This window comes from Acidovorax sp. SRB_24, assembly GCF_012931925.1.
The window spans coordinates 77360-103353 of record NZ_MWOM01000003.1; the positions used below are offsets into that span (position 1 = coordinate 77360).

At 57.1% G+C, this 25994-nt stretch carries 20 protein-coding genes; 14 read left to right on the top strand and 6 right to left on the bottom strand.

The features are described 5' to 3' along the window. Window positions 1-81 precede the first annotated feature (81 nt). From xrtA to B2J89_RS01765, 11 genes are all read left to right on the top strand, one after another. Window positions 82-1671 carry an exosortase A gene (gene xrtA / locus B2J89_RS01715; protein WP_169167499.1) on the top strand — a complete coding sequence of 530 codons (1590 nt, stop codon included), beginning with the start codon at window positions 82-84 and terminating at the stop codon, window positions 1669-1671. 2 nt (window positions 1672-1673) lie between these two features. Continuing rightward, window positions 1674-3620, top strand: a complete 1947-nt coding sequence (locus B2J89_RS01720; RefSeq protein WP_169167500.1) for an XrtA/PEP-CTERM system amidotransferase — start codon at window positions 1674-1676, stop codon at window positions 3618-3620. Beyond that, window positions 3617-4765, top strand: coding sequence for a TIGR03088 family PEP-CTERM/XrtA system glycosyltransferase (locus B2J89_RS01725; RefSeq protein ID WP_169167501.1), 1149 nt, complete (start codon window positions 3617-3619; stop codon window positions 4763-4765). The genes B2J89_RS01720 and B2J89_RS01725 overlap by 4 nt, the downstream gene beginning before the upstream one ends. Next, complete coding sequence (locus B2J89_RS01730; RefSeq protein WP_169167502.1) at window positions 4662-6308, top strand: lipopolysaccharide biosynthesis protein; 1647 nt, start codon at window positions 4662-4664, stop codon at window positions 6306-6308. Before B2J89_RS01725 ends, B2J89_RS01730 begins: the two co-directional genes overlap by 104 nt. A gap of 62 nt (window positions 6309-6370) precedes the next feature. Beyond that, window positions 6371-7510, top strand: coding sequence for a non-hydrolyzing UDP-N-acetylglucosamine 2-epimerase (gene wecB / locus B2J89_RS01735; RefSeq protein WP_169167503.1), 1140 nt, complete (start codon window positions 6371-6373; stop codon window positions 7508-7510). Further along, on the top strand, window positions 7511-8731 hold the full coding sequence (gene wecC, locus B2J89_RS01740) for a UDP-N-acetyl-D-mannosamine dehydrogenase (protein WP_169167504.1): 1221 nt from the start codon (window positions 7511-7513) through the stop codon (window positions 8729-8731). Window positions 8732-8922: 191 nt separating this feature from the next. Beyond that, window positions 8923-10224 (top strand): putative O-glycosylation ligase, exosortase A system-associated, encoded by a 1302-nt coding sequence (locus tag B2J89_RS01745; protein WP_169167505.1) that lies wholly within the window; start codon window positions 8923-8925, stop codon window positions 10222-10224. Window positions 10225-10237: 13 nt separating this feature from the next. Then, window positions 10238-12487, top strand: coding sequence for a polysaccharide deacetylase family protein (locus B2J89_RS01750; protein ID WP_169167506.1), 2250 nt, complete (start codon window positions 10238-10240; stop codon window positions 12485-12487). Then, entirely contained in the window at window positions 12484-13428 is a 945-nt protein-coding gene (locus tag B2J89_RS01755) for a GNAT family N-acetyltransferase (protein WP_169167507.1), read from the top strand. The genes B2J89_RS01750 and B2J89_RS01755 overlap by 4 nt, the downstream gene beginning before the upstream one ends. Window positions 13429-13452: 24 nt before the next feature. Further along, window positions 13453-14469 (top strand): hypothetical protein, encoded by a 1017-nt coding sequence (locus B2J89_RS01760; RefSeq protein WP_169167508.1) that lies wholly within the window; start codon window positions 13453-13455, stop codon window positions 14467-14469. A gap of 55 nt (window positions 14470-14524) precedes the next feature. Beyond that, entirely contained in the window at window positions 14525-15244 is a 720-nt protein-coding gene (locus tag B2J89_RS01765) for a class I SAM-dependent methyltransferase (protein WP_169167509.1), read from the top strand. 15 nt (window positions 15245-15259) lie between these two features. Here B2J89_RS01765 and B2J89_RS01770 read toward each other — a convergent pair whose 3' ends face one another. The 5 genes from B2J89_RS01770 to B2J89_RS01785 all read right to left on the bottom strand — a co-directional run bounded on the left by B2J89_RS01770 (window position 15260) and on the right by B2J89_RS01785 (window position 19471). Further along, window positions 15260-16108 (bottom strand): hypothetical protein, encoded by an 849-nt coding sequence (locus tag B2J89_RS01770; protein ID WP_169167510.1) that lies wholly within the window; start codon window positions 16106-16108, stop codon window positions 15260-15262. 43 nt (window positions 16109-16151) lie between these two features. Then, on the bottom strand, window positions 16152-17306 hold the full coding sequence (locus B2J89_RS01775; RefSeq protein WP_169167511.1) for an acyltransferase: 1155 nt from the start codon (window positions 17304-17306) through the stop codon (window positions 16152-16154). Window positions 17307-17364: 58 nt separating this feature from the next. Next, the gene (locus B2J89_RS01780; protein WP_371809020.1) at window positions 17365-17844 is read right to left on the bottom strand and encodes a glycosyltransferase family 4 protein; all 480 of its coding nucleotides are present in this window, start codon (window positions 17842-17844) and stop codon (window positions 17365-17367) included. 135 nt (window positions 17845-17979) lie between these two features. Further along, entirely contained in the window at window positions 17980-18114 is a 135-nt protein-coding gene (locus tag B2J89_RS23115; RefSeq protein WP_256368826.1) for a hypothetical protein, read from the bottom strand. Window positions 18115-18133: 19 nt separating this feature from the next. Next, window positions 18134-19471, bottom strand: a complete 1338-nt coding sequence (locus tag B2J89_RS01785) for a FemAB family XrtA/PEP-CTERM system-associated protein (protein WP_205763662.1) — start codon at window positions 19469-19471, stop codon at window positions 18134-18136. Window positions 19472-19674: 203 nt separating this feature from the next. Here B2J89_RS01785 and B2J89_RS01790 point away from each other — a divergent pair, with 203 nt between their 5' ends. From B2J89_RS01790 to B2J89_RS01800, 3 genes are read left to right on the top strand one after another with little or no spacing between them, the layout of a single operon-like run. Further along, window positions 19675-20865, top strand: a complete 1191-nt coding sequence (locus tag B2J89_RS01790) for a glycosyltransferase family 4 protein (protein ID WP_205763663.1) — start codon at window positions 19675-19677, stop codon at window positions 20863-20865. A 12-nt stretch (window positions 20866-20877) separates the two neighbouring features. Continuing rightward, entirely contained in the window at window positions 20878-21684 is an 807-nt protein-coding gene (locus B2J89_RS01795; protein WP_169167513.1) for a glycosyltransferase family 2 protein, read from the top strand. A 25-nt stretch (window positions 21685-21709) separates the two neighbouring features. Beyond that, window positions 21710-22930, top strand: a complete 1221-nt coding sequence (locus B2J89_RS01800) for a TIGR04063 family PEP-CTERM/XrtA system glycosyltransferase (RefSeq protein ID WP_169167514.1) — start codon at window positions 21710-21712, stop codon at window positions 22928-22930. A 13-nt stretch (window positions 22931-22943) separates the two neighbouring features. Here B2J89_RS01800 and B2J89_RS01805 read toward each other — a convergent pair whose 3' ends face one another. After that, complete coding sequence (locus B2J89_RS01805) at window positions 22944-25181, bottom strand: hypothetical protein (RefSeq protein ID WP_169167515.1); 2238 nt, start codon at window positions 25179-25181, stop codon at window positions 22944-22946. Window positions 25182-25994 lie beyond the last annotated feature (813 nt).

A 25994-nucleotide genomic window follows, 5' to 3' on the forward strand; every position in this document is an offset into this window, starting at 1 on the left:
CGTTTGTTGACACAGGTAGCTTTCTGATTCCGGTGAGTTCGTCATTCACTTTGCGGACTCGCCCCTTTCATTGAGCATTTGATGCCGTTGATCAGAAAAATCCCAGAGTCGTGGCGCCAGCCATTATTAGCCCTGTGTTTGCTGCAGATGGCAATTCTGCTTCTTTTTTGGCGCACTGCCCTGGGCATGGTTACGATCTGGTCCACATCTGATACGTACGCCCATGGTTATGTCGTTCCGCTGATTACGCTCTGGCTATTGTGGCGTATTAGGGATCGGTGGGTTATCAAGACTCCACAATCGTCTAGGTGGGCAGGGGTCTTAATGGCCATCGTGTCCGTGTTTTGGCTACTTGGTGATTTGGTAGTGGTGAATGCAACCACTCATCTCGCATTGGTAGCCTTGCTCGTTCTAAGCGTCCCGGTAATCCTCGGATGGGACATCGCAAGGATAATGATATTTCCCTTGGCATTTCTATTCTTTGCAGTTCCGATAGGCGACTTTATGCTGCCGCAACTCATGGAATGGACCGCTGACTTCACAGTCGTCGCGCTTCGATGGACCGGAATTCCCGTCTATCGAGAGGGTCTTCAATTTATTATCCCGTCGGGCTCGTGGTCTGTCGTGGAGGCCTGTAGTGGTATCCGATACCTTATCGCTTCCATTACGGTCGGCTGCATATTTGCGTACCTTACCTATACGAGCTTACGCAAGCGACTGATCTTCGTCGGTATTTCGATCCTAGTACCGCTCGTAGCCAACTGGCTGCGCGCCTATATGATTGTCATGATCGGACACTTCTCTGGCAATGAGCTTGCGACTGGTGTCGATCACCTGATCTATGGCTGGGTATTCTTCGGGATCGTGATTTTCTTCATGTTGCTCATTGGGTCGCATTGGGAAGATCAGTTGACGGCAGGCGAAAACTCGGCTGTTGAGAGCAGTACCACATCAGTACACGAAAGACCGGCTATTCCGTCCAGAGATGTTTGGGTGGCTTTTGCGGTTGCACTGACTGTCGTGGCATTTCCTCATCTGGCCAAGGTTGCGCTTCTTCAAAGCGTGTCTTCCAATCCGGTGGTGTTGTCCGCCGTGCAGGCGCAGCCTCCTTGGCACGGTGCGGATACGGCCCCGGCATTCTGGACGCCCAATTTCCAGAACCCATCGGCGAGCAGTCACACTGGCTATATAGGGCCGGATGGTGAGCGTGTCGGGTTGCACCTCACCTACTTCCGCCAGCAAAACAACAAGCGCAAGTTGGTGACGTCGTCAAACGTGCTAGTGGATAGCGACGACATGCGGTGGTCTCGTGTTTCCTCGGGTACCAGTGATGTGAGCTTCGGCGGCGTGCCCACGCGGGTTGCGACAGCTGTGCTTCGTGAGCAGGGAGGAGGGTTGGCCCGCACCACGGATCGCATATTGACGTGGCGATTTTATTGGGTCAACAACAGGTTTATGTCCAGTGACGTTATGGCGAAGCTTCACACCGCTTTGGGGCTGCTTGCAGGACGGGGCGATGACGGAGCCATCATCGTGCTTTATACCGTGTTGCCGACGATTGCACCGACTGCGGAGGCCGAAGCCCAGGGAGATCACATTTTGCAGGCCTTCCTTTCTGTTCACGGCAGTGCCTTGCGAACTACGCTTGGCATGGTTCGCGAGGGGCACTGATCATGTGCGGCATTTCCGGCCTATTCGATACCCAGGGTCAGCGCAACTTCAATCGAGCGCTGGTCTCGCATATCAACAACATGCAGTCTCACCGCGGCCCCGACGAAGACGGACTTCACCTTGAGCCCGGCCTCGCGCTGGGTCACCGGCGCTTGTCGGTGATCGACTTGGCCACTGGTCAACAGCCGCTGTTTAACGAAGATGACAGCGTGGGAATCGTCTTCAATGGTGAGATTTACAACTTTCAGGAACTGGTGCCCGAGCTCAAGGATATGGGTCACTGTTTCAAGACCCGCAGCGATACCGAAGTCATCGTCCACGCTTGGGAGGCCTGGGGTCCTGCATGCGTCCAGCGCCTGCGCGGCATGTTCGCTTTTGCTCTGTGGGACCGCAATCAACAAACGCTGTTCCTCGCGCGCGATCGCATGGGCGTCAAGCCCTTGCATTACGCTTGGCTACCTGACGGCAGCTTCATCTTCGGCTCTGAGCTCAAGGTGATAACCGCCCACCCTGGTTTTGTGCGCTGCATTGACCCACTGGCCGTGGAAGAGTACTTTTCCCTGGGCTATGTTGCCGACCCGCGCTGCATATACCGTCAGGCCCACAAGCTCCCACCGGCCCATACATTGCTGCTGCGCCGCGGAATGCACAGCCAGCCCGCGCCCCAGCCCTACTGGGACGTTTATTTCAGCAATGACAATCCCGTCAATCTAGCTGACGCTGAAAGCGAACTGCGCGAGCGTGTAAAGGAGTCGGTGCGCCTACGCCTGATCGCCGACGTTCCCCTCGGCGCCTTCCTCTCCGGCGGTGTTGACTCCAGCGCCGTAGTAGCCACCATGGCTGGATTGTCCAGCTTGCCAGTGCACACCTGCGCCATCGGTTTCGACGACCCCCATTACAACGAATCAGCCTTTGCCCAGCAGGTGGCCGACCTCTACCGCACCGACCATCGGCTCGAAATCGTCAAGAGCGACGACTTCGATCTCATTGACACCTTGGCCAGGCTCTATGACGAGCCCTTCGCCGACAGTTCGGCCATTCCCACCTACCGGGTCTGCCAGATGGCACGCAAGCATGTGACCGTGGCGCTCTCGGGCGATGGCGGCGACGAGAGCCTGGGTGGCTACCGGCGCTACAGCATGCACCTGGGCGAGGAGAGCGTGCGTAGCCGCGTGCCCCACGGCCTGCGCAGCCCGCTGTTCGGTTCGCTCGGCATTCTCTACCCCAAGGCCGACTGGGCGCCGCGCATGTTCCGCGCCAAGACCACCTTTCAGGCCATGGCCATGGACACGGTACAGGCCTACCACCACAGCATGTCGCACCTGCGTGTCGACCAGCGCCAGCGCCTTTTTTCGCCGGAGTTCCAGCGCAGTCTTGGCGGATACAGCTCGCTCGACGTGTTTCGCCAGCACGCAGGCAAAGCGCAGACCGAAGATCCGCTGGCCCTAATCCAGTATCTGGACTACAAGACGTGGCTGGTCGGCGACATCAACACCAAGGTGGACCGCGCCAGCATGGCGCATTCGCTCGAAGTACGGGAGCCGCTTATGGATCATCATCTCGTTGAATGGCTGGCCACGCTGCCAAGCAGCCTGAAGATCCATGGTGGGCAGGGCAAATATGTGTTCAAAAAAGCTTTCGAGCCACTACTGCCGCGCGACGTGTTGTACCGGCCCAAGATGGGATTTTCAGTGCCATTGGCCAGTTGGCTGCGGGGACCACTGGCCGTGCGCATGTGCGAGTCGGTGCTTAGCCAGCGCATGCTGGATTCGGGATATTTCAATGTCGAGACACTGCGGGCACTGATTAATCAGCATATGAACCGCAAATACGATCACTCGACGGTGTTGTGGATGCTGATCATGTTTGATGCTTTCCTCCGCTATGCCCAGACGCCCGCACAGGCTGTGCCCACTGCTGTCACCCGTGCGGCGGCCACACCCGTATGAACACCACACAGCTCCGCCGGCGGATCGTTCATGTGGTTTACAGCTTCTCGGCGGGAGGATTGGAAAACGTCATCGTTCAACTCATCAACCGTTTGCCCGCTGACCAGTTCGAGCACGTGGTAATGGCGCTTACCACCATCAGCGATTTCAAGAATCGCATTACCCAACCAGGTGTGCGGTTCATCGAACTGGAAAAACAGCCGGGTCATGCGGTACCGTTATATCCGCGCATTTACAAGCTGCTGCGTGAAATAAAACCCGACGTGGTCCACACTTGCAACCTCGCTGCGCTAGAGGTCACGCCGCTGGCTTGGTTGGCCAGGGTGCCGCTGCGCATTCACGCCGAGCACGGATGGGACTCACACGATCCCAAAGGGATGAGCAAGAAGTACCGTCGCGTCCGCAAACTCTACAGGCCTTTTGTGAGCCACTATGTCGCGGTGTCGAAAGACCTGTTTCGCTACCTGGCCGATGGAGTGGGAATTCCTCAGTGCCGCAGAACTTTGATCGCCAATGGGGTGGATACCGATGCTTTCCGTCCAGCGGACGCCATGGGAGTTGGCCTGTCGGGTTGCCCTTTCTCGGCGGCCGAGCACTGGATCATCGGAACCGTCGGGCGCATGCAGACTGTCAAGAATCAGCCAATGCTTGCACGCGTGTTCGTACGGTTGATAAACGAGCATCCAGAGGCGAGGTACCGAATGCGTCTCGTCATGGTCGGCGACGGCCCGTTGAAAAAGGAAGTCGAGCAGATACTGACCCGCGGCGGCCTACAGGATCTGGCTTGGCTCCCGGGTACACGTTCTGATGTGGCCGACGTTCTCAATCAACTCCGTTGCTTTGTTTTGCCGTCGCAGGCCGAGGGAACATCCTGCACATTGCAGGAGGCCATGTCCTGCAGATTGCCAGTAGTCGCGACAGCCGTGGGCGGGACCCCTGAGGTCGTACAACACGGTCGGAACGGACAGTTGGTTCCTGCGGATGACGAGGCGGCGATGGCCGAGGCAATATGGACAGTTTTCTTGGACGAAAGCATGGCCCTTGCTCAAGGCTTCGCTGCCAGGAAAACGGTGGTCGATCATTTTGGCCTTCAGGCAATGGTCGATCAATACAGGCCGATATTTTTGGGCTCGTTGGCCGCATGAACTCTCTCAAGTCCTTGCCAGCCACCGGCCTTCATTCAATGGCTTCGAAGTCCCGGGCTTGTTTGCTATGACGCGAATGCAAAGCCCGAAGCACGCACTCATTCGAGGTGCCTTGTGGACCTTGGGAACCCGTTGGTCGATCAAGGCCCTGGGCTTTGTTAACACTGTCATCATGGCCCGGTTAATCCTCCCGGCTGACTACGGCATAGTAGCGATGGCTATGCTCTTTGTCGGCATGGTGCACGCCATGACAGATCTAGGTGTAGCCACTGCGCTGCTGCGCAAGGGTGATATCACGCGCGATGAAATCGACTCTGCCTGGACTTTAAAGGCCATCCAGGGGCTGGTGTTGGCGGTGCTGCTGGTGGCCAGTGCAGGATTGGCCGCTACCTACTTCAAGGAGCCAAGAGTCCAACCGGTACTTTGGGTATTTGCCTTTTGCATGTTGCTCGACGGTGTCAATAACATCGGTCTCACACTCGCGCAGAAGGACTTCCGCTTTTCCCTGGATTTCCGAGTTAACGTTACGTCCAACGTTATCCGTGTCCTGATCACATTGCTGGCTGGCTATTTGTTAGGTGATTACCGGGCGCTGGTATTGGGGATAACTGCCGGATATTTGGTTGTTTTCGTGCTGAGTTATGCCCTACACCCTTACCGCCCACGCTGGAGTTTTAGTCATATGGGTGAGATCTGGGGTGTAACGCGCTGGCTCATGCTGTCTTCTTTGGGGGCGTTCTTCCTTCAAAGGAGTGACGAATTCATCGCAGGTCGAGTGGGTTCAACGCAGGAGTTCGGTGAATACCATGTAGGCGGTGACCTGGGGCGCATGCCTGTGGCTGAGCTGGGGCCTCCCTTGGTACGCGCCTTTTTGCCCGTGCTGTCGGCTATGCAAAACGATAAGCATCGAATAAACGGCGCTGTGCTCAAAACCATGGCTGCGGCAAACGCCTTCACGATGCCGATTGCCGCTGGAGTGGCAATATTCTCGATCCCTCTCACTGCTGTCGTTCTGGGGCCGTCTTGGGTGCAGGCCTCGTCATATGTTGCTGTTTACGCATTGGTTGCGTCAGCACAGTTTTCAGTGAGTCCCGTGGCCACACTGTTGATCTTGAACGGTCACACACGCTCGCTCAGTGCCATTGTGTGGATGGAGTTGGCAGTATTTGCAGTAGGGGTCGTGGTGTTGTTGCCATTGTTTCACTTGGTCGGATTGGTGTGGGCTCGCCTGTTATCGAGCGTATTCAGCGCTTGCATGACCACTTTGTACGCACACAAGTTCTGTGGACTACACATCGGTGCGATTGCGCAATCGCTTTGGCGCCCTTTGCTTGGCGCGCTGGGTCTGTTTGTCCTTGGCACACATCTGATGGCAATAGTGAACCTTTCCAGTTGGCAGCAGTTGCTAATTGGTGCATTCGCTGGAGCTATTTTCTGCAGCGTATGGGGATTTTTTAGTTGGTGGGTTTCGGGGCGGCCCGAGGGGTTGGAGTCGACTTTGGTGGATTTGATTCGCTCGCGGGTGCCACCGGCACGGGCTTAGTGATTTCTGCACGCCCTTTCATCCGCCGGTCAGAAGATAAGTTTCTTAATGAAAGACAAGCGATGAAAGTCATGGTCATATTCGGCACCCGTCCGGAAGCCATCAAGATGGCTCCCCTAGTCAAGGGCCTACAGGCCCGGGCCGGCGACATCGAGACGGTGGTGTGCGTGACGGCGCAACACCGCGAAATGCTCGACCAAGTGCTCAAATTGTTCGATATCGTGCCCGAGCACGATCTCAATATCATGAAGCCTGGGCAGGATTTGTTTGACATCACTGGGAATATTCTCAGTGGGCTCAAACCTGTTCTGTTGCAAGAAAGACCCGATCTGGTGCTGGTGCATGGCGACACCACCACCACGCTGGCGGCGAGCTTGGCCGCATACTACTCCCGGGTGCTGGTGGGTCATGTGGAAGCGGGACTCCGCACTGGCAACAAGCTAGCACCTTACCCTGAAGAAATGAACCGACGCCTCGCTGGCGCGATTGCTGATGTTCACTACGCACCTACGGGCGCGGCCAAGGCCAACCTGCTGCGGGAAGGTATGCCGTTCGATTCAATTCACGTGACCGGCAACACCGTTATCGACGCTTTGCTGGCCGTCGTCAAAAAACTGCGCGATGATACCAATACACAAGAGGCGCTGAAAGACCGTTTTGCTTTCCTGAATCCGAATCGACGGCTTATCTTGGTCACCGGTCACCGCCGCGAGAGCTTTGGCGACGGTTTTCAAAACATTTGCCATGCACTGGCGGACATCGCTGCTGAACACAACGATGTTGATATCCTGTATCCGGTACATCTGAATCCCAATGTGCGCCAGCCAGTAACTGACATTCTCGCTGCGCGAAAGCTCGACAATGTGCACCTCATGGATCCGGTGGACTACCTGCCTTTCGTGTATCTGATGGACCGATCTGACCTCATCATTACGGATTCAGGTGGCGTTCAGGAGGAGGCACCTTCTCTGGGCAAACCGGTGCTGGTAATGCGCGACATCACCGAGCGCCCGGAGGCAATAGACGCCGGCACCGTGCGCCTCGTGGGTACATCGCGTGAAAAAATTGTAGGTGAAACACGCCGATTGCTGACAGATAAAAATGAGTACGACAAAATGTCGAGGGCACACAACCCTTACGGCGATGGCAAGGCCGTGCAGCGGATTATTGACTCGATTCTGAATATGGAAGAGAACATATAAATGGCACGAGAATTCCAAAAAATTGTAGTGATGGGGTTGGGTTATATCGGGCTTCCAACCGCCTCCATGTTGGCTACCAAGGGGCACTCCGTGCTAGGTGTGGATGTGAGTGAAGTCGCGGTAAATACTATTAATTCCGGCCATATCCACATCATTGAGCCAGATCTCGACATCCTGGTCCGCTCGGCCGTTAACAGTGGAAATCTGCGCGCATCGCTTACCCCGGAGGAGGGCGATACCTTCATCTTGGCAGTGCCCACGCCCTTCAGGGAAGAGGGCGGCAATGCCAAGGCACCTGACCTCTCTTACGTGGAGGCTGCCACGCGGGCCATTGCGCCCTACTTGCGTGAGGACAACTTGGTCATCCTGGAATCGACCTCACCGGTAGGCACCACCGAAGTGGTTGAGCACATCATCACCAGCCTGCGCCCCGACTTGGCAGGTAAAGTGCATACTGCGCACTGCCCTGAGCGCGTGTTGCCCGGCCACATCCTACGCGAGCTGGTGGACAACGATCGCATCATTGGTGGCACTACCAAGGCCGCCATAGCCAAGGCGCGCTCACTCTACAAAACGTTCTGCAACGGCGCCATTCTGGAGACCGACAGTCGCACGGCAGAGCTGTCGAAACTGGTGGAGAACTCGTTTCGCGACGTTAACATTGCTTTCGCCAACGAATTGTCTGTCATCTGCGACAAATTGGGCATCAACGTGTGGGAAACCATCTCGCTGGCCAACCGTCATCCGCGCGTGAATATCCTGCAGCCTGGTCCCGGGGTGGGCGGGCACTGCATCGCGGTCGACCCTTGGTTCATCGTTTCGAGCGCACCGGAAGAAGCGCGTCTGATTCGCACCGCGCGCGAAGTCAACGACGCTAAGCCGCACTGGGTGATCGAGAAGGTTCGCGCTAAGGCAGAGCGCTTCAAGGATCCGGTCATTGGATGCCTGGGCTTGACCTTCAAGGCCAATATCGACGACGTGCGGGAATCTCCGTCGATGGAAATCGTCAAGATGCTATTGAATTCGGGAATCGGCACCGTCATGGCCTGCGACCCCAATGTGGCCAAAGACAGGGCCCCATTCCCCTTGCACGACTTGAAGGATGTTCTGAAGAAGGCTGACATACTGTTGCTCTTGGTAGACCACCATGAATTCAGCGATATCGATCCGCAGGTGATCAAGGACAAGGTGGTACTGGACACCAAGGGCGTGTTGCGGTAAAGCTTGGAGAGCGCTGATGATCGAAGGTCTAATCCTTTTGGCAGAGCTCGTTGCAGTGATCATGCTGCTGTGGACGGTTCAACGCCGCGACACGCCAGGTGCGCGCCTCCCGACGAACCTGTTCACTTACCGGGACACTAGGTGTCTTGGCAAGGGCATTACCCCACAGGGGCACGTTCGGAGTTATGACGATGCGTGATCTGGTCGCTTTGGGCGCAATGTTCTTCTTTGTGCCCCTGGCTTTCATGAATCCGTTTTCGGCCTACCTATTGTGGGGTTGGGGCGGGCTGATTGCGTTGAACTTTTATCTGTTCGGCTTCATGTCAGGAGTGCCTTATGTGTTTTTGTTTGCCCTGATCACACTAGCGCCCGTGCTCTTCCGCAAAGGTGTCATTCGCCAACCTTTTGAGCCGAACAGGACCGCAGTGCTAATGATCCTGTTTGTTGTTCATGGCTTCGTGTGTGCCGCGCTCGCCTACCCTGGACTTGAGCGCAATTGGGAGCTCTGGGGCAACGTGGCCAAGACCGCATTGTTTTGCCTTCTTATGCCCATGCTTGCGAACGATCGCTTTCGCATCCATGCAATTGTGGTGGTGATGGCGCTGGCCCTGAGTTTTCACGGTGTGCTTGATGGTCTCAAATTCATCGCAAGCGCCGGAGCCCACAACGCACAGTCCAATCCCAAGTTCGGTGACAACAACCATCTGAGTCTGATCTTGCTCATGGCCTTACCAGTCATTTATTACCTGCAGCATTACGCCGCCAAACGACTGGCGCGTTGGAGTTTTCTAGGAGCCTTGGTGCTTACACTTTTGGCCGTAATGGCCACTCACTCGCGGGCAGGCTTGATCGGCCTCTTTGTCGTGGGTGTGGCCGTGGTGCTCAGGACCCGGCGGCGATGGTCTGCCTTGACTGCGGTAATCCTGGCCACTGTGTTGATCACCGAAGTTGCCCCGGACGACTGGACCACACGCATGCAGACCATTCAGTTGGCAGACCAAGATGCCTCTTTCATGGGGCGCGTCGCCGCCTGGAAGGTCAGTTCCGCGATTGCTGTAGCCCACCCGTTCGTGGGGGGGGGGTTTCGAGCTCTGCAGTCCTTTCCGGTGTGGGACCAGTTCCGCTTGGAGCAGGGACTATTGGGCTTCATCGATACGCCTGTGCTCAATCGCAGCGGTGTTGCGGCGCACAGCATCTGGTTCGAGGTAATGGGCGATATGGGGTTCGTGGGCTTGTTCCTCTTTCTGGCACTGCTGATTAATGCCTTCCTCACCCAGCGACAGATCTGGAAACTCGTTCGTGCCAACGGCGATAAACAACGGTGGGCCGGCGACTTGGCTGACATGTTGGGGATCTCACTTCTTGCGTTCGTAGTGACAGGCTCAACGCTCAGCGCAGCCTACTTTGAGCTGCCGTACGTCTGCATGATGCTGTTGGAGGTCATCAAGCAGCAGCAGCGCCGATTGAGCCATGCAACCCATCAGCGCTTGTGACTCTGATTGCACAATGACGCCGCTTTTCAACCTGATCTCCCGCGGCAAGCTCACGGTGCTGCTGTTTCACAAGGTGCCCAAGCATGCCCACGCCCTGGATCCTGGCGAGCTAAATCTCGCCGGTTTCGAGCGTATTCTCGATGCGGCCATGCATTTTTTTCGCATCCTTCCGCTGCAGGAAGCCATTTCAGCACTGCAAACGGACAAGCTACCTCCGCGCTCAGCCTGCATCACTTTCGATGATGGCTACCCCGAGTGGTTGGCCAATGTGGTCCCCGTGCTGGAGCGCCGCGGTGTCCACGCCACTTTTTTCGTGACCACCGGTCAGTTCAATGGCCTGCCGATGTGGAACGAACGAATCCTTTATGCAATAGAGCGCGCACCTGACAGCTTGGCGCCCTTGCTCCTGCAGGGCTCGGGGCTGCAGCCGATCCGGTTGGACTCAGCGTCCCACCGCCAGCACGCGATTCGCCAACTGGATGCCTTTCTCAAGTACCAGCCCCCTGAGAGCAAGGAGCGCATGCTCGAGCAACTGGAAGCTCATGTCGGAGCGCAGCGCCATACTGTTCCGGTGATGTCCGCCGATGATCTTCGGGCCATCCATGCGAAGGGCTTTGGCATTGGTGGACATTCGGTCACCCACCCTATACTGAGCCGTTGTGAGCGGGACTTTGCGTACCGTGAGATCGCGGGTGCACGTGAAGACCTGGAAGCACGTATTCGAGGTCGTGTGTCGGCATTCGCATATCCCAATGGAATACCTGGCAAGGACTTTGGCCCGGAGCACATTGCCATGGTGCAGCGGGCTGGCTACGCGCATGCATTGACGACGCATCGGGGTGTTGCAACGGCGGGCACGTCGCCGTTCCAGATCCCTCGCTTTACACCTTGGGGGCCGTCGCCAACCCGCATGGCATTACAGCTTACAAGAAACCTGTGTCAACGTCCCAAGACCTTGGTGGTCGATGAGCCGGCCGGGCGCCGGGCGATGATGGTTGCCTTCCATTTTCCACCCCAGGCAGGTAGCAGCGGCATCCAGCGCACCCTCAATTTCGTCAAGCACTTGCCCTCCAGTGGCTGGCAGCCGACCGTGTTGAGTGCCCATCCTCGTGCGTACGAGGAATGCAGTAGCGATCTCTTGCGGCAGATTCCCCCTACCACGCGGGTGGTTCGTGCCTTTGCCCTGGATGCCGCCCGGCACCTGAGCTTCAAGCGAAAGTACCTCGATGTACTCGCCCTGCCCGATCGCTGGTCCAGTTGGTGGATGGGTGGGACGCTGGCCGGTTTGCGGGAAATTCGGCGTGAGCGTCCGCAACTCATTTGGAGCACTTATCCGATTGCGAGTGCCCACTTGATTGGCGCGACCCTGCATCGTTTGACGGGTTTGCCCTGGGTGGCCGATTTCAGAGATCCGATGCTCAGTCCAGGCTATCCATCGGGCAAGTTGCAACGGCGCCTCTGGGAGGGTATTGAGGCCTACGCCATGCAGAACGCGAAGTTTTGCGTGTTCACCACCGAGCGCGCGCGCCAGACGTTTCAATTACGTTACCCGGACAAAGCCAACAAGTGCGTGGTGATTGAAAACGGTTACGACGAAGATGTGTTCACCTCGGCGCATCCAGTTCGCGTGGGCGTTCCGGTAAATCAATTCATGCTCTTGCACAGCGGCGTCATTTATCCGCAGGAGCGTGATCCAGGAGCACTTTTTGAAGCGGTGAAGCTGATTGTTGAGCAGGGCCTGTTGCCTCGTGCCTCTCTCAAGATCCGCTTTCGCGCGGCGCGACACGAATCGGAAGTCATGGCTTTGGCCCGTCTGCACGGCATCGATGACATTGTCGAGTGCTTGCCTCCCATTTCGTATGCGGACGCCATCTCGGAAATGTTGGGCAGTGATGTCTTGTTGGTGTTTCAGGGCAGGGCATTCAATCCACAGATCCCCGCAAAGATATACGAGTACCTGCGCACCGGCCGCGCCATCCTGGGATTGATCGACTTCGAAGGCGATACGGCTCGCAAGCTCGAAACCTTCAAATGTGTCGAGCTGGCCTCCATCGATTCGTCGGAACAGGTGATGCATAAGCTTTTGAAACTTCACGCCGAGTTCACGGCGTCAGGAGGAGTCGACATCTCGCACGACAACATCGCTCAGATCAAGCGGTACTCACGGAAGGACCAGGCGAGATTGCTGGCCGATGTGCTCGATCAGGTGCGTTCGAACGTACAGCCGGCCAGCCAGATGGGCCAAGACGTGCGCCAGCCATGAACAACCCACCCATCGTTCCACGAAAGATCGGCCTGCGTTTCCTGCTGGGGGAATGGGCGATCGGTATGTGGTATCCCCGCTTGGCCGTCATTGAACAACGCGATCTTGGTACGGTTGCGAGTCCGCAGGTGCCAGAGGCTTACGAGGTACTTCTGAGTGCGGGTGCAGTTGGTGTTCTGTGCCAAAGGATTCAGCCGGCCCTCTTTGATGTAGGCATTGGTCGGTATGGCCGCTGGCTGCGCTACGTGCGCAATCGCGATGTCCATCATTTCATCGAAATCCAGCAATCGTGGGATGCTTACTTCAGCAAGTTCACGGGGAAGTCCCGGCAGAATCTCCGCCGCACTGTGAAGCGGTTCACAGAAAGACAACAAGGAAGCAACGGCGTCGAACTGATGACCTCACCCGCAGATATGCCCCGGTTCCACCGCGAAGCATTGCGCATCTCTGAGCAGACCTATCAGCACAAACTGCTCAAGAGCGGACTGCCCACGGACGATGCTTTTGTTGCCCACCTGGACAAACTCGCGCGCGAGGGTAGGGCCAGGGGCTATCTATTGCACGATGGTGACCATCCTGTTGCCTACGCTTGGTGCAGCGTGTCCGGTGATGTGCTCAAGTACGAGGTCGTCGGATATCTGCCCCAAAGCGCGGATCTGTCGCCCGGCACCGTTTTGCTGTACCACATCACCAAAGATGCACACGCCATTCCGAATTGCAAGTTCCTGGACTTTGGTCCTGGGGAGGCACTCTACAAGTCCATGTTTGCCAACTGCAAGGTCGAGTATGTCGATCTGTATCTGTTCCGAATGACTGCGTCCAACATGCTGTTGGTGGGTCTGCATCGAAGCTTGTCTCTGGTCAATGAAGGTCTTGGGCGACTCTTTGAAGCTGTGGGTATGAAGTCACGGATTAAGCGTTTGATCCGTGCAATCAGTTGAAGTCACGATGAAAGCATCTGACTCATGAAGACTAAGGTCTACTTCACTGTCGATACCGAAAACAGTATGGGCGGCGCGTGGTCCGATCCCACGCTAAGGCCAGTGCCCTCAGACCGGCGGATCCACTGCCGGATCGATGGTGCGGACCATGGCATTGGTTGGATCTGCCAGCAACTCGTCAAGCGAAATTTCAAAGCCACTTTCTTCGCAGAAGTGTTTGCCTCTCAGGTGTTCGGGGAAGATGACAGCAGGCGTTGGATGGCGTATCTCAAGGATCATGGCCAGGATGTGCAACTGCACACCCACCTCAACTTCCACTTCTATGCGCAGCAGCTGGCGCAAGGCACGCTAATTACCCGTCGCACCGACGATCTGGTGCGCCTTGAAGACGTTGAACGGCGGCGCACGCTGGCCCAGGCCTGTGAGATCTTCGAGCGCCTGGTGGGCGAGCGCCCACGCGTCTTTCGAGCAGGCAATTGGGTATGCAGTCGGGAACTGCTCGCGGATCTGCTTCAACAAGGGATAGTTCTCGACTCGAGCTACAACCATGTCGTGAAGGGAAAGGGCTCATTCGATGAAACCAGTCTGAAAGTAAATGCCTTGCAGGTTATCGACGGCATGTTCGAGCTGCCCGTGACCCTGGCCCACCAGATGCTGCCTGAGCCCCGGCTTCGCGAGGGGCTGCGCCCACTGGACCCAACCTCGATGAGCAGTTGGGAGCTTCGTTCATCGCTGGAGCAAGCTCAACAAGCGGGCATGGAGCATGTGGTGCTGGTGCTTCATTGCTTCAGCTTCGTCAAGAGCAGAGACGCGCAGTACCAAGACCTGCGGCCCGATAGGGTCGTTATGAATCGTTTCACGGCGCTCCTGGATCATTTGATGGCACACAACGATCGCTTCGAGGTGTCGACTTTGGGCGAGTTGGCCAATTCGTTGCGGCCTGTCGACTTGGTGACGGACACCCAGACCCGCATCCCACAACTTGGCTTCGCGCGGCCGTTGGTGCGTAAACTGGTGCAGATCGCCAACCGGTTGACCTGAGCTGCGTGTACCCTGTTTTTGTCCTGTGACGACCTTCTGAATGGGATGATGAACGATGAAACTGCGAGCAATAATCAAGCGGATGCGGAATGCTTGGCGCCGGCACGGCTGGCGCATGTTCGGTCCCTTGTTACTTCACAATCTGCGCTATTACACCAAGCATTGGATGCGCCATGGCTCCCTGGGAATGCCACGCAGTTCGGTGGACCATATTCCCGGGGTGGAAACCCAGCGGGCGGTTTACTTGAGCGAGCTTGGCTACACGGGGACTGTTGGCGAAAGCGCCGAACCCTACCAACCCATTGATGAGGCGCAGTTTCGATCCGTGATGGAGGCTTTGCCTATTAGGCTTGCCGACTACGCCTTTGTCGATCTGGGTTCCGGAAAGGGCAGGGCCTTGCTGCTGGCTGCGCAGGCCGGCTTTCAGACCATCACCGGCGTTGAATTCTCGGGCGAGCTGCATCAAGCTGCACAAAAGAACCTTGCGGCAGCACGCGACCGATGGCCCAACGTGGATCGCATCAAGTTGCTGTGCGGTGATGCGGCGCAATACCGACCTCCATTGGTGCCCGTTGTCTGCTATCTCTACAACCCATTTGGCGCCAGTGTGATGCGCCAAGTGATCGACGTGTGGGTCAGAGCGATGTCAACGCATTCGCAGGATGTCTGGGTGGTCTACAGCAATCCGACCCAGTCGGAACTTTTCATGAGCGAGCCTATATTCGAGCACCAGTTCACCAAGGCGGGATCTGCGGTGTTTCGCCGCCGCGCGTGACACGGCACCGTTGAATCAAGCTGGCAGCATGGCTTCCAGTCCCATTTTTCGGGCCATCAAATCCAGGTTGAAGTTAAGGTCCAGCTCCAGGCCTTTGTGGTTCGATTTCTTGTAGTTCTTGTAGCCAATCTCACTGCAGTGGCCAGCAGTCAATTCTCGTTCGTGCAACCTCACAACACGCTGCTTGTACTGCTGCTCCCAGTAAGAGATGCCCACGCCACTGTCGTACCAATACTCTGCCCGCAGTGCTTTTTCTTCGGGCGGGCCATTGGGATGAATATGAAAGTTTCGCCACCAGCCGCAGCCCTTTTCAAATTGATGTCTGCTGGCCGCCTCCGTGGTGCAGCCGAGAAGTTCCCAGTAACGATGTGTCTTGCGATTGAAGTAGTGACGCAATCCACCGGTGGAATGAACGGCAGCCATCTGACCATTCTCAAGGGCGTCAAACTGGGAGGAAAACTTGTGCATCTTCTCCATGGGCATCAATAGATCAGCGTGCCAGAAGGCAAGTTTTGGAGCCCACAAAAAGGCGAATTCCAGCGGGAAGTGTGGCCACACAACTTTGAGTTTGAGCTCTTTGCCGAAGTCGATAAAGATCGAGCCAGGCAGGGTCGTGAGTTGCTCTGGCTGACAGTTGGGGTCGTGGCCCACCACCGGAGTCCACCCCGCTTCAAGCACCATGCGCTGCTGCAGCAAGGACCATCGATGCGAAATGTTCCAGCAAAGCCAGAGCTTTTGCTCGTTGCCAACTTCCTTTTTCCAGTTGGCTGCAGCCTCGAAAATGGCATCCAGCGGGAGATCGAAATCTCCCCAGTTGCCAGTGCCATTTTTGCCTTCTTTTCTCTTGATGAGTTCCCAATTCATGGATCATCCGTTCTTTGTGGTGTCGGTCTAGCGCTGTAGCCCATCAGGTCTCATGCCCTCGTACGATGGGCGATGGATCGTCCGCACTGTGGTGACTGACTATGAGGGATGGGTTAGGAGGTTTGATCGAAAGCGGTCTCTCCACAAGCAGATACAGGGCAGCTGAGGGGGGCAGAGTCATCAAAAATGCGATGGGAAGAAGCAGCCAGAAGAACCATGGTCCCAGAACAGCGCTAGGCAACACGCTCGCAAGAATAAGAAAGGCTGACTTGAGGGCAAGTCCGTGTATCAGGTAGTAAGAGTAGCTTATGTTTCCCAACCAGCGAAGCGGTGTCCAGGTGAACGCTTGCGCGAGCCCTCCCGAAGGATTTTTGAAGCAAGTCAGACAGGTTGTGAAAAATGCAAAGAACAGGACCAAAACTTTGAAGGCGTTTCCCACAGACCCACCCAGGGGCAGCAGCAGAGTCAAAAGACCAGCCACCAGTAGCAGCAAGGCGAGCGGACTTGAGGGAGTGGATAAAGCGGTGGCTCTGGTGCTTTCAAAAAGGAGGATGCCTGCAATGAACATGACAAGTCGCATGTGCCCGCCATTCAATGCGCAGTAAATCGTAGTCGCTAAAGTGACGACAAGAAAAAACGTTGTGCGCCAAACAGCACGGCGGTGGTGCAGATTCAAAAGCATGATCACGCCCGGGATTGCCAAGTAGTACAGCATTTCATAGCTCAGCGACCAAGCAACGGTGATGATGGGCTCGATCGGAAAAATGCCTGGGAGCAAAAGCATATTTTGGATGAGGTAGACACTGCCTGCTGCGAACGTGGAAGGCAATTTGCTCTCACTGGGAAAAGCGAATGAAAGCATCAGATACAAGAGCAAAACCACCAAGAACGCGGGATAGATTCGCTCGATGCGCCTTGACATAAATCTTAGAAAGGGCTGCTGCCGATCCATCAGCGATCCATAGATCAAGTAGCCACTCAGGACGAAGAAAAGATCCACGCCGCTGTTGCCTATGGTGTGCATGGCATGGCTTATGACCCAGGTGATTGATTCCTTGGCGACCCAGGGTTCAACCAGCGAAACATAGTGAACTAAAAATACGAGAAAGACAGCAAAGCCTCGCAGCCCTTCCATCGGTCTGATGTTGTCCTGACTGCCCCCACGCGACAGTTCAAAACGTTGAGCGAACCAGTTCATCAACAAACCCCTGCTCCTTTGCATTTGTTCCGTGCGCAGGCGATGGCTCGCACCGGTGTCAAGAGTTCACTAACCGGACGTATTGATCGTGCGCGTGTGTCCATGTGAACTCGCGAATTACTCGCAGTCGGAGTTTCTGGCCCATGGCTCTTCCTCTTGCAGGGTCGTTCAGAACCGAGCGAAGCGCGTTCGCCAGTTCATCAGGTTGATCGGGATTCACGAGGAGCCCGGTCAGCGTATCGTCGATGATCTCCGGGATGCCGCCAACCTTCGATGAAATTACAGGTAGCGCGAAACAGCCCGCTTCCAACAACACAATACCAAAGGGTTCCTGTCTGGAAGGTAGAACGAAGATGCTGGCTTGCCTGAAATGTTCGGCGATCTGCGCGTGCGGAATATCTGTGAAGAAAGACACCCTGGCAGCAAGCCCCTCTTTCGTACACAGGTTTCGGAGGCTGGGCAGTTCGACGTCTGATGCACCTAAGAACACTAGACGCAAATCAAGATATTCAGATGCTATCGAAGCAAACGCCTTGATGGGACATCCTGCCCCTTCTTTTTCTCAAATTTCCCAACTGACAGAACGTTTTTCTGACGGCTCTGATAGCGGTCGGATTCTCCACCGGACGACAGGAACGTTACCGAATTCCTCCCAGACGGGCTTCGGTGCGTTTCAGTCATCAATCAGGATGATAGGCTTGAACGATCCCGCTCTGTCCATTTCGGTCGCGAGATTGATCACGATTTGGTTGACACCACGCACATGTTCCAGAGACCAAGGCACTACGAACACGTAGGTAGAAAGCATGGGTTTTTCGGCATCTCAATCAGGGTATCGACCTGGAGATATGGGGGCCAAGCCGGTTCGCAAGCATCACTGGAAGGTTCTTCCAGGCAGCGATTGCCAGCTTGTACTTGGGATTACCAGGGTTGATTTGGGGAATTGCACCCCCATCGGCCATCCAGTAGTGCCAGAAGAGCGGAACCACCTGGGCGCCCCATTCTTTTTTGAAGCGGTAGGTGCTGGCGTCGGCGGTGGAACGGCCGAAATCGAAGGTGGTGCAACCGATCTGGCAGGCGTGGCGGAGCATCGTCCAGTAAAGCACCATGTTGGCGTTCAGGCTGTTGGCTGCGCGCAGGGTGGATGCCCATGGCACTTCCATGCGCTCGCCATGCTGAAGAACCAGGGCCGCTGCCACGGCCTTGCCTTGTGTGTTTCGGCCCACCACCAATTCGGGCCGCCCCGGCGCTTCTTTCAGAACGAGTTCGAAGAAGCGCTTGGCGTACACCGGCGTTCCCAGGTCACGCATGTTGGTGGAAAACACGCGGTAGAAATCGTCGAGCAGTTCTGCTCCGCCGACCTCGAATGCAAGACCGTGGTTCTGCCCCTTCTTGATCTTCGCGCGCCGCTTGCTACCGATCTGAGACCACAGCGCCTCCTCGGTGCCGGGCAGGGGCAGCCACATGGAGACCTTTTCGGTTCGCATCGGCCAAGATGCGCTGGGCACCCTTTCACGCAGCTCGAGGTGCGAGCAGCCCAGGTCTCGGGTCAGCGTGGCTGCATGCGCTGTCAGTTGGGCCCGAACCTCGTCGTCTTCGGCCAGCACGCCTCCGTAGTTGAGAAACGGCATCGACACCAGGAAGTTGCCGAAAAGGATGCTTTGAAGTTGGACCAGGGGCAACACGCCCACGATGCCTTGCCCCCGCTTGGCTACGAGGTAGTGGCTCGCGTGGCCAAACGCCTGGAAACAGATGTGGCGCCAGCCGATGAGGTGGTAGCTTGAGGCCTCGGGACGGCGCCCGACGAACGTGTCCCAGGCAGGGCTTTCCGCGTCGTCCAGGAGGGAAATCGTCACCGGCTCGTTGCGCTCTTGGACGCAGGGAGCTACATCGACGGCCGCGGCGGGCCTGTCGGGTGTCGGTGGCGAAGCGATGGGCGCGGTGGCCGCTTGGATCCGTTGAATGAGGTTGCTCTCCTGAAGGCTCAGAAGCCGGCACTGTTCCAGCAGGTCTTCGACGTTTTCACCGCTTTTCTTGGCGGCCCCGATCGTGCGGGACAGTTGCTTGCGCTGCCGGCGCATCCGAGCTAGTTGATCGCTCAACGAGACCGATTCGGCGGGTGGCAATTCGGCGGACGACGGGCCGGTTGAGGAGAGCTGATTCATGCGGGGGAGGGCTCATGCATGCGGGGGAGGGGTACTGCGGGCATTCTCGCACGCAGGTTGAAGATTCGTGCGGGCTGGCGGGCCCTGGCCCAGTGCGAATGGGTAGGTCGTTCCCCTACAATCCGCGCTGACTCCCCGGCCGGGTGGTTGGTCAATCAGCGGGCAGGGTGATCCGGAGTCATCGAGCCGTTCGAGCAAACTGCATGAGCCAGAAAATCAGAACCCTGCTTTTTTCCACCCTCTACCCCAGCAGCGCCCGACCCGTGCACGGCATTTTCGTCGAGACCCGGTTGCGCGAACTGTTGAAGAGTGGTCAGGTGGAAACCCAGGTGGTGGCACCGGTTCCATGGTTTCCGTTGAAACATTCCGCCTTCGGTGCGTGGGCACGCATGGCGGCCACGCCCGCGCACGAAATGCGCAACGGCGTGCAAGTGCATCACCCCCGTTACCTGCTGCCGCCCAAGGTCGGGCAGAACATCGCTCCTTATGTGCTGGCGGCCGGCGCTTTGCCCACCATCCGCAGGCTGATCCGAGACGGGTTCAACTTCGATCTGATCGATGCGCACTTTTTCTACCCCGACGGCGTGGCCGCGGCCATCATTGCGCGCAAGCTCGGCAAACCCTTCGTCTGCACCGCCCGCGGCTCCGACATCACGCTCTATCGCCAGTTCGCCACGCCCAACCGCCTGATTCGAGGCGCGCTCGCGGCGAGCTCGGCCAACATCGGTGTCTGCACCGATCTGGTCGCCCAGATGATCGAGCTGGGCGCCGACCCCGCCAAGAGCCTGACGTTACGAAATGGCGTGGACCTGGTGCGTTTCCAGGTCATGGACCGGGCCGAGGCACGCCGGCAGCTGGGCCTGCCCGAACAGGGCCTGGTGCTGGTGTCCGTGGGACATCTGGTAGAGGTCAAGGGCCATCACCTGGTGATCGAGTTGCTGTCGCGCCTGCCCGAGGCTCGCTTGGTGATTGTGGGATCCGGTCCCTGGCTGCAGCGGTTGCAGTCGATGGCACAGTCGCTCGGGGTGCAAGACCGGGTGACGTTTGCGGGCTCGCAACCCAATGAGCACCTCAAGACCTATTACAGCGCGGCCAGTGCTCTGGTGCTGGCCTCAAGCCGCGAGGGATGGGCCAATGTGTTGCTGGAGGCCATGGCCTGTGGGACCCCGGTCGTTGCCACCCGGGTCAACGGCACGCCAGAAGTGGTGGCCAGCCCGCGCGCCGGTCGTCTGGCAAGTGCGCGCGACGTGGCCCATTTGCAAAAGGCGCTGAGCGAGCTGCTGGCCGCTTACCCCGAGCCGGCGCAAGTGCGTGCCTACGCCGAACTCTTTTCCTGGGAAGACACCACCCGCATGCAGTGCGAGTTGTTTACTTCCGTCCTAGCCGCGAAGTAATCGAGGTTACGCATGAATGTCTCAGCGGTCGTGTTGTCGTTCAACTCCAAGCGCTACATCGACAAGTGTGTTCGCAGCCTCGTTCACTGCCGCGATGTCAGCGGGCTTTCACTGGAAATCCTGGTGATCGAGAACGGCTCCGTCGATGGGAGCGTGGAGATTCTCAAGGCACTGCAGCAAGAGGTGGGGGCGGTATTGCAGGTGACCTACCTGCCACAAAACACCGGCACCACCCGCTCGCGCAATCTTGCGCTGAAGAAGGCCATGGGAGAAGCCATCCTGGTGCTCGACTCGGACGCTTACATGAACCCGCAGGCTCTGGTGGCCTTGCTGAACTACCTGAAGGCGCAGCCGCAGGCCGGGCTCGTGGCGCCCAAGCTCATCTACCCTTCGGGCAAGTTCCAGCTGAGCGTCGATATGTTTCCCACCGTCGGGCGCAAGCTCCAGCGACTGGTAGCGCTGCGCGAGCTGGAGAGCCGCGAGCCACCGGCCCGCCCAGGTCCGGTCGATTACGCCATTTCCGCCTGCTGGTTGCTCAGCCGGCAGGCTGTGGAGCGCACGGGGCTGCTCGACGAGCGCATCTTCTATTCCCCCGAAGATGTGGACTATTGCATCCGGCTGTGGAAGGCTGGATACGAAGTGCACTACCTGCCCGAGGTGTCGGTGGTTCACGATGCGCAGGAAATCTCGCGGCCCAAAGGGTTGAGCATCAACAGCTTCGCGTTGCGCCACGCCAAGGGCCTTGCCTACCTGTTCTTCAAACACCGCTACGGGCTTTCTTTGCGCGGCCTGCATCGGCGCCTCAATCGATCGCTCTGATGTTTATCCGGCTTTCGACACAGCCATGAAAATACTTCACGTCTTTGATCATTCGGTGCCCATTCAAGATGGCTATGCCACCCGAAGTTGGGCAATCTTGCAGGAGCAGAAGGCACGCGGCTGGCAGGTACTTCCGGTGACCGGCCCAAGGCAAGGCTCATCCGCCGACGGAGAAGATGTCGTGTCAGGTATCACATTCCGGCGAACCTGGGAGCAGCCATCTCTGGGGTCTCAATTACCGGTGCTGCGGCAGATATGGACGATTTGGCTCATGTACCGGCGCTTGAACCAATTGATACCTGAACTGAGACCCGACGTCGTGCATGCGCACTCACCTGCGCTCAACGGTGTGGCAGCCTACTGGGCCGCGCGGCGTTTTGGCTTACCTCTCGTATATGAGGTGCGCGCCTTCTGGGAGGATGCTGCGGTTGATCAGGGAACCAGCGCCGAGCATGGTCTGCGGTACCGGCTCACGCGGGCACTGGAAAACCATGTGTTCAGGCGTGCCCACCGTGTCGTGGCCATTTGCGAAGGGCTCCGATTGGATATCGAGGCGCGACAACTCTGCGGCCAACCTGTGGCGGTGGTGCCCAATGCTGTCGAGCACGAGCGGTTTGCACTACCTACTGCTCGGGACACGGCGTTGGCCGAAAAGCACGGACTGCAACTGGGCCACACGCTGGGCTTCATCGGATCGTTCTACGATTACGAGGGACTCGATCTGGCGATTCGCGCCATGCCGGGCCTCCTGGCGCAAGACCCCGACATGAAGTTGGTGCTGGTGGGCGGAGGGCTGCAGGAACACGCTTTGCGTGAACTGGTTCGGACGCTCGGGTTGCAGCAGCAGGTGGTTTTCACTGGCAAGATTCCGTTCGCTGAAGTCGAGCACTACTATTCCGTGATCGACGTGTTGGTCTATCCCCGCAAATCGCTGCGCCTGACTGAAACCGTGACGCCACTCAAGCCGCTCGAAGCCATGGCGCAGCGCCGTGTGTTCGTCGCATCCAATGTGGGCGGCCATCGTGAGTTGATCAAGGATGGTGAGACTGGCGTGCTCTTCAAGGCGGATGATGTGGATGCACTGGTGGAGGCGGTCCGAAGACTCTTGTCAAATCCAGAGCTGCAGCGCCATCTGCAAGCGAACGGCGAGCGCTTTGTGCGTGAAGAGCGCAACTGGCGCAGCAGCGTGGCGGTGTATGACGCTGTCTACGCTGGTGCAGTGAAGGCGGCTGCACCAGCGCATTAGTCACTGAGTTCAATCAGCGCGGGACGATGGCCCAGTTCGGATCCTTGGCGAACTCAGCGTCCATCAAGGGTGTCATCGCCTTCCACTTGGCGTAGGCGGCGGCCGCTCCTGGTGCCTGAGCACCTGCTGCTGCACCCAGCATGCCCCGGGCGTATGCGGCATATCCACCGGCATTGTCGGGATAGCCTTCCGTGACCGCGATGCTGCTGCAGGGCTTTCCGACATCGCCCGGATAGTTGGCGGCGTAGAGCTGGTTCCAAGTGGTGAAGTAATTGCCTTGTGCGTCTGCATTCATCCAGTAGTAGCCTGGTGCATGCGCTGCACAGAACCCGTTCGCATCGTTCATGAAGCGGCCCACGTTGAACTGGCTGAACCAGTCATGCACATCTTTCGCATTGGGCTCGTTGTTCTCGGCCAGCAGCGCCATCACCGTGCCCACGAAGTCGTTCTGCCACGGGGGTGTCTGGCCCACCTCGTGCTGGATGGCCCCCATTGGTGAGCCCAGGTGGTTGACCACATAGTTCTGCTTGTACCAGGCGAGGTTGTTGTCCAGAACGGTCTTGAAGTACGACTTCATGCTGTGGTTGTCTGGAACGATCCGATAGGCTTCGCCAATCGAGCGCAAGGCCCAGGCGGAGCCGCGCACTTGCTGGCGATTGATCAGGCTCTTCCCAAACTCGCGGTAGCTTGCAGGCATCGAAAAAACGTTCCACGAAGCCCAGAACATCGCCTCATCAAGGTAAAAATTATCGCCCGTCAGAAGGTAGGGAACATAGACATACGACGCTTGGTGGGCGGTGTCGGGTCCCCAGATGGTTGGGTCCGTGCTGTCCGGTAGGTTGTTGCTGTTGAAGTGCGTCGAAACGTTCGGGTTGGCGACCGTATTGATGGGGCTGTCGGTGTTCTCGTCGCGGAAGTGAATCGGTACGGCGGCGGCAGCATCGGCCACGGCCATCATGCTGGCGCGCGCCCGCTCGTCTTGCGAAATCAGGTAGAGGGCAGTCCAGCGTGGGAGTGGGCCAATTTCGGGACGACCGCCGGTGGAACCAAAGCTCGGTTCCAAGAATGCGTTGCCCATCGGACCCAAAGTGGCTTGTTGGGTGCGCGCTCGCGCAAGATTGGTCGCCTCTGCAGCCAGGGTGGCTTCGGATACCCGTATGCTCAAGTCGTAGTTCCAGACTGCGCGGCTGTCCAGAAAATACCGCATGTTGTGCCGAAGCTGTACCTTGGGCTCGACGCCGGTCCACAACATCTTTTGCCAACGCGCATGGTGATAGTGGGTAAAGATGGGTTGTTGGTGCACCGTAGCGCCGTTCACTTTGAAGGCCATCTCATACGTGACGTTCTTGGGATTGGCCTTGAACGTCCAGTTATTCTCGATGATCACGTTGGTACGGATTTTTTGGCCTCCTTCAAACATCCGTGTGTCCAGTCGCGCGGTGAGAAAGTCGTGTGTCTTGCCCGTGGATACGTTCTTGAAAGGTATTGCCAATTTGAATTCGGATGCCACCGGACCGTGAAACCGACGATTCGCGCTCGCCTGGCTGGCATTGGCCATGGAGATTTGCTGTTTCAGCAGATCCTGCCCATCGATGACCCAGGTTTGCGGAGCCTCGTAGTTCGATTGGTTGACTTGCGCTATCTTGGCTTGACCGCTGTAGCTGAAGCTGACCTGAAATGCGCCTTGGGCAGGGTTTTTGGTCTTGAGCCACAGTTTCTCATAGCCCCCACCGATCTTTTCCCCGATGTACGTCTGGCTTTGGCTGTTGACCAGTTGCTGGAAGGCCTCGGCAATCTTAGTGAGTGTGATGTAGCCCCCGCCAGCCATGTCAGACGTGATCGTTTGCTGAAAACTCTCTGTGGTGGGGCCGGTGATCGTCATGACGATCTTCTCGCCCACTAGAAACGGTGTGCCATCCGTGTGGCCGTTGCGGTCACCAAACGTGACCACGTTGACCTGCTGGTTGTAGATCTTGGCTTCAAGAGACAGATTCCACGCCGGATTGCTAGGCAAGAGCTGAGGCGGAGCACTGGCGGAACCGGTGAACAGGTTGATGATTCGACGCTCCCCCGCTTGCAGGCCAGAAAGTTGCGCATTGAGTACCGCAAAACGGCTCGAGCCATCTCTGTAAGAGGAGATGTCATCGTATTGCAGCGGAACCGGCTGGTTGAAATTGTCTCGAGCTACCAGTCCTGTTTCTTTGTGTTTCCAGTCACCGGTCTTGAAGGGTTGCCCAAAGGTAACTGGCACGCTAGCCTGAGGTTGTGGACTGGTCGAGGCTACTTCGATGCAGGTGATGGCACCCGCCGCGCAGCGGAATGGTGTGGTTGCAATGAGAACGGGTGCGGGCGGTAGCGCGGGCGGTAGCGCTATAGCCGTGGACGGGGACGCTAATTTTCGTTGTTCCTCTGAAGGAGTAGCGGCGCTGTCGCTGCCGCCTCCACAGCCCGTGATAGCGGTTAGAAAAAATAAGCCAGATAGCCACTTTCGACCTGCGTGTCGGAGCGTGTGCGTTCGAATCGTAAGAATATTCACGGAAGATATTTGATGCTTAGCTTGAAAATTTTGCTGCTAGTACTGCAATATGTTTAGACATCGCAGGGCTATGCCCTAGCACCCGAGCACTAGATCAGCGCAGCTACGTTGGGGGGATTGTTCGACAAGCGTTTGTGTTATGACACTCCCAACAGATAAGGGATAGTGTCCAGCCCAAGGCCTGATCGATATTGTTCGAGATGGCTAAAGTCTCGACGAAACTGATTGTCACTGTCCTGGCTTTTATGTTTGTGTGGTTGAGAGGTCTTGGCCAAGTCTCTTGGTAGCGGGGTAGACGTTGAAAAGCTTATAGCGCCGAATCCATGCTGGGCATGCTTTAGAAAGGAGTTGGCTATCGTGAAAGGCAACATATCGACATTCCTAAAAGGGCCTGGATCCTAAGCTTCGTCATATGAGGCAGCAAATACGGGGGCTCATGAGGATGAGAAACACTTTGGTACATATTTTCTGCCATGCCGATATGTACCGAAAGCGTACAGGACTGTTGCCTTCATGCCTTCTGCAGCA

Coding starts and splice junctions, on each gene's coding strand:
- xrtA (WP_169167499.1), top strand. CDS start 82: ATGCCGTTGATCAGAAAAATCCCAGAGTCGTGGCGCCAGCCATTATTA.
- B2J89_RS01720 (WP_169167500.1), top strand. CDS start 1,674: ATGTGCGGCATTTCCGGCCTATTCGATACCCAGGGTCAGCGCAACTTC.
- B2J89_RS01725 (WP_169167501.1), top strand. CDS start 3,617: ATGAACACCACACAGCTCCGCCGGCGGATCGTTCATGTGGTTTACAGC.
- wecB (WP_169167503.1), top strand. CDS start 6,371: ATGAAAGTCATGGTCATATTCGGCACCCGTCCGGAAGCCATCAAGATG.
- wecC (WP_169167504.1), top strand. CDS start 7,511: ATGGCACGAGAATTCCAAAAAATTGTAGTGATGGGGTTGGGTTATATC.
- B2J89_RS01745 (WP_169167505.1), top strand. CDS start 8,923: ATGCGTGATCTGGTCGCTTTGGGCGCAATGTTCTTCTTTGTGCCCCTG.
- B2J89_RS01750 (WP_169167506.1), top strand. CDS start 10,238: ATGACGCCGCTTTTCAACCTGATCTCCCGCGGCAAGCTCACGGTGCTG.
- B2J89_RS01755 (WP_169167507.1), top strand. CDS start 12,484: ATGAACAACCCACCCATCGTTCCACGAAAGATCGGCCTGCGTTTCCTG.
- B2J89_RS01760 (WP_169167508.1), top strand. CDS start 13,453: ATGAAGACTAAGGTCTACTTCACTGTCGATACCGAAAACAGTATGGGC.
- B2J89_RS01765 (WP_169167509.1), top strand. CDS start 14,525: ATGAAACTGCGAGCAATAATCAAGCGGATGCGGAATGCTTGGCGCCGG.
- B2J89_RS01770 (WP_169167510.1), bottom strand. CDS start 16,108: ATGAATTGGGAACTCATCAAGAGAAAAGAAGGCAAAAATGGCACTGGC.
- B2J89_RS01775 (WP_169167511.1), bottom strand. CDS start 17,306: ATGAACTGGTTCGCTCAACGTTTTGAACTGTCGCGTGGGGGCAGTCAG.
- B2J89_RS23115 (WP_256368826.1), bottom strand. CDS start 18,114: ATGCTTTCTACCTACGTGTTCGTAGTGCCTTGGTCTCTGGAACATGTG.
- B2J89_RS01785 (WP_205763662.1), bottom strand. CDS start 19,471: ATGAATCAGCTCTCCTCAACCGGCCCGTCGTCCGCCGAATTGCCACCC.
- B2J89_RS01790 (WP_205763663.1), top strand. CDS start 19,675: ATGAGCCAGAAAATCAGAACCCTGCTTTTTTCCACCCTCTACCCCAGC.
- B2J89_RS01795 (WP_169167513.1), top strand. CDS start 20,878: ATGAATGTCTCAGCGGTCGTGTTGTCGTTCAACTCCAAGCGCTACATC.
- B2J89_RS01800 (WP_169167514.1), top strand. CDS start 21,710: ATGAAAATACTTCACGTCTTTGATCATTCGGTGCCCATTCAAGATGGC.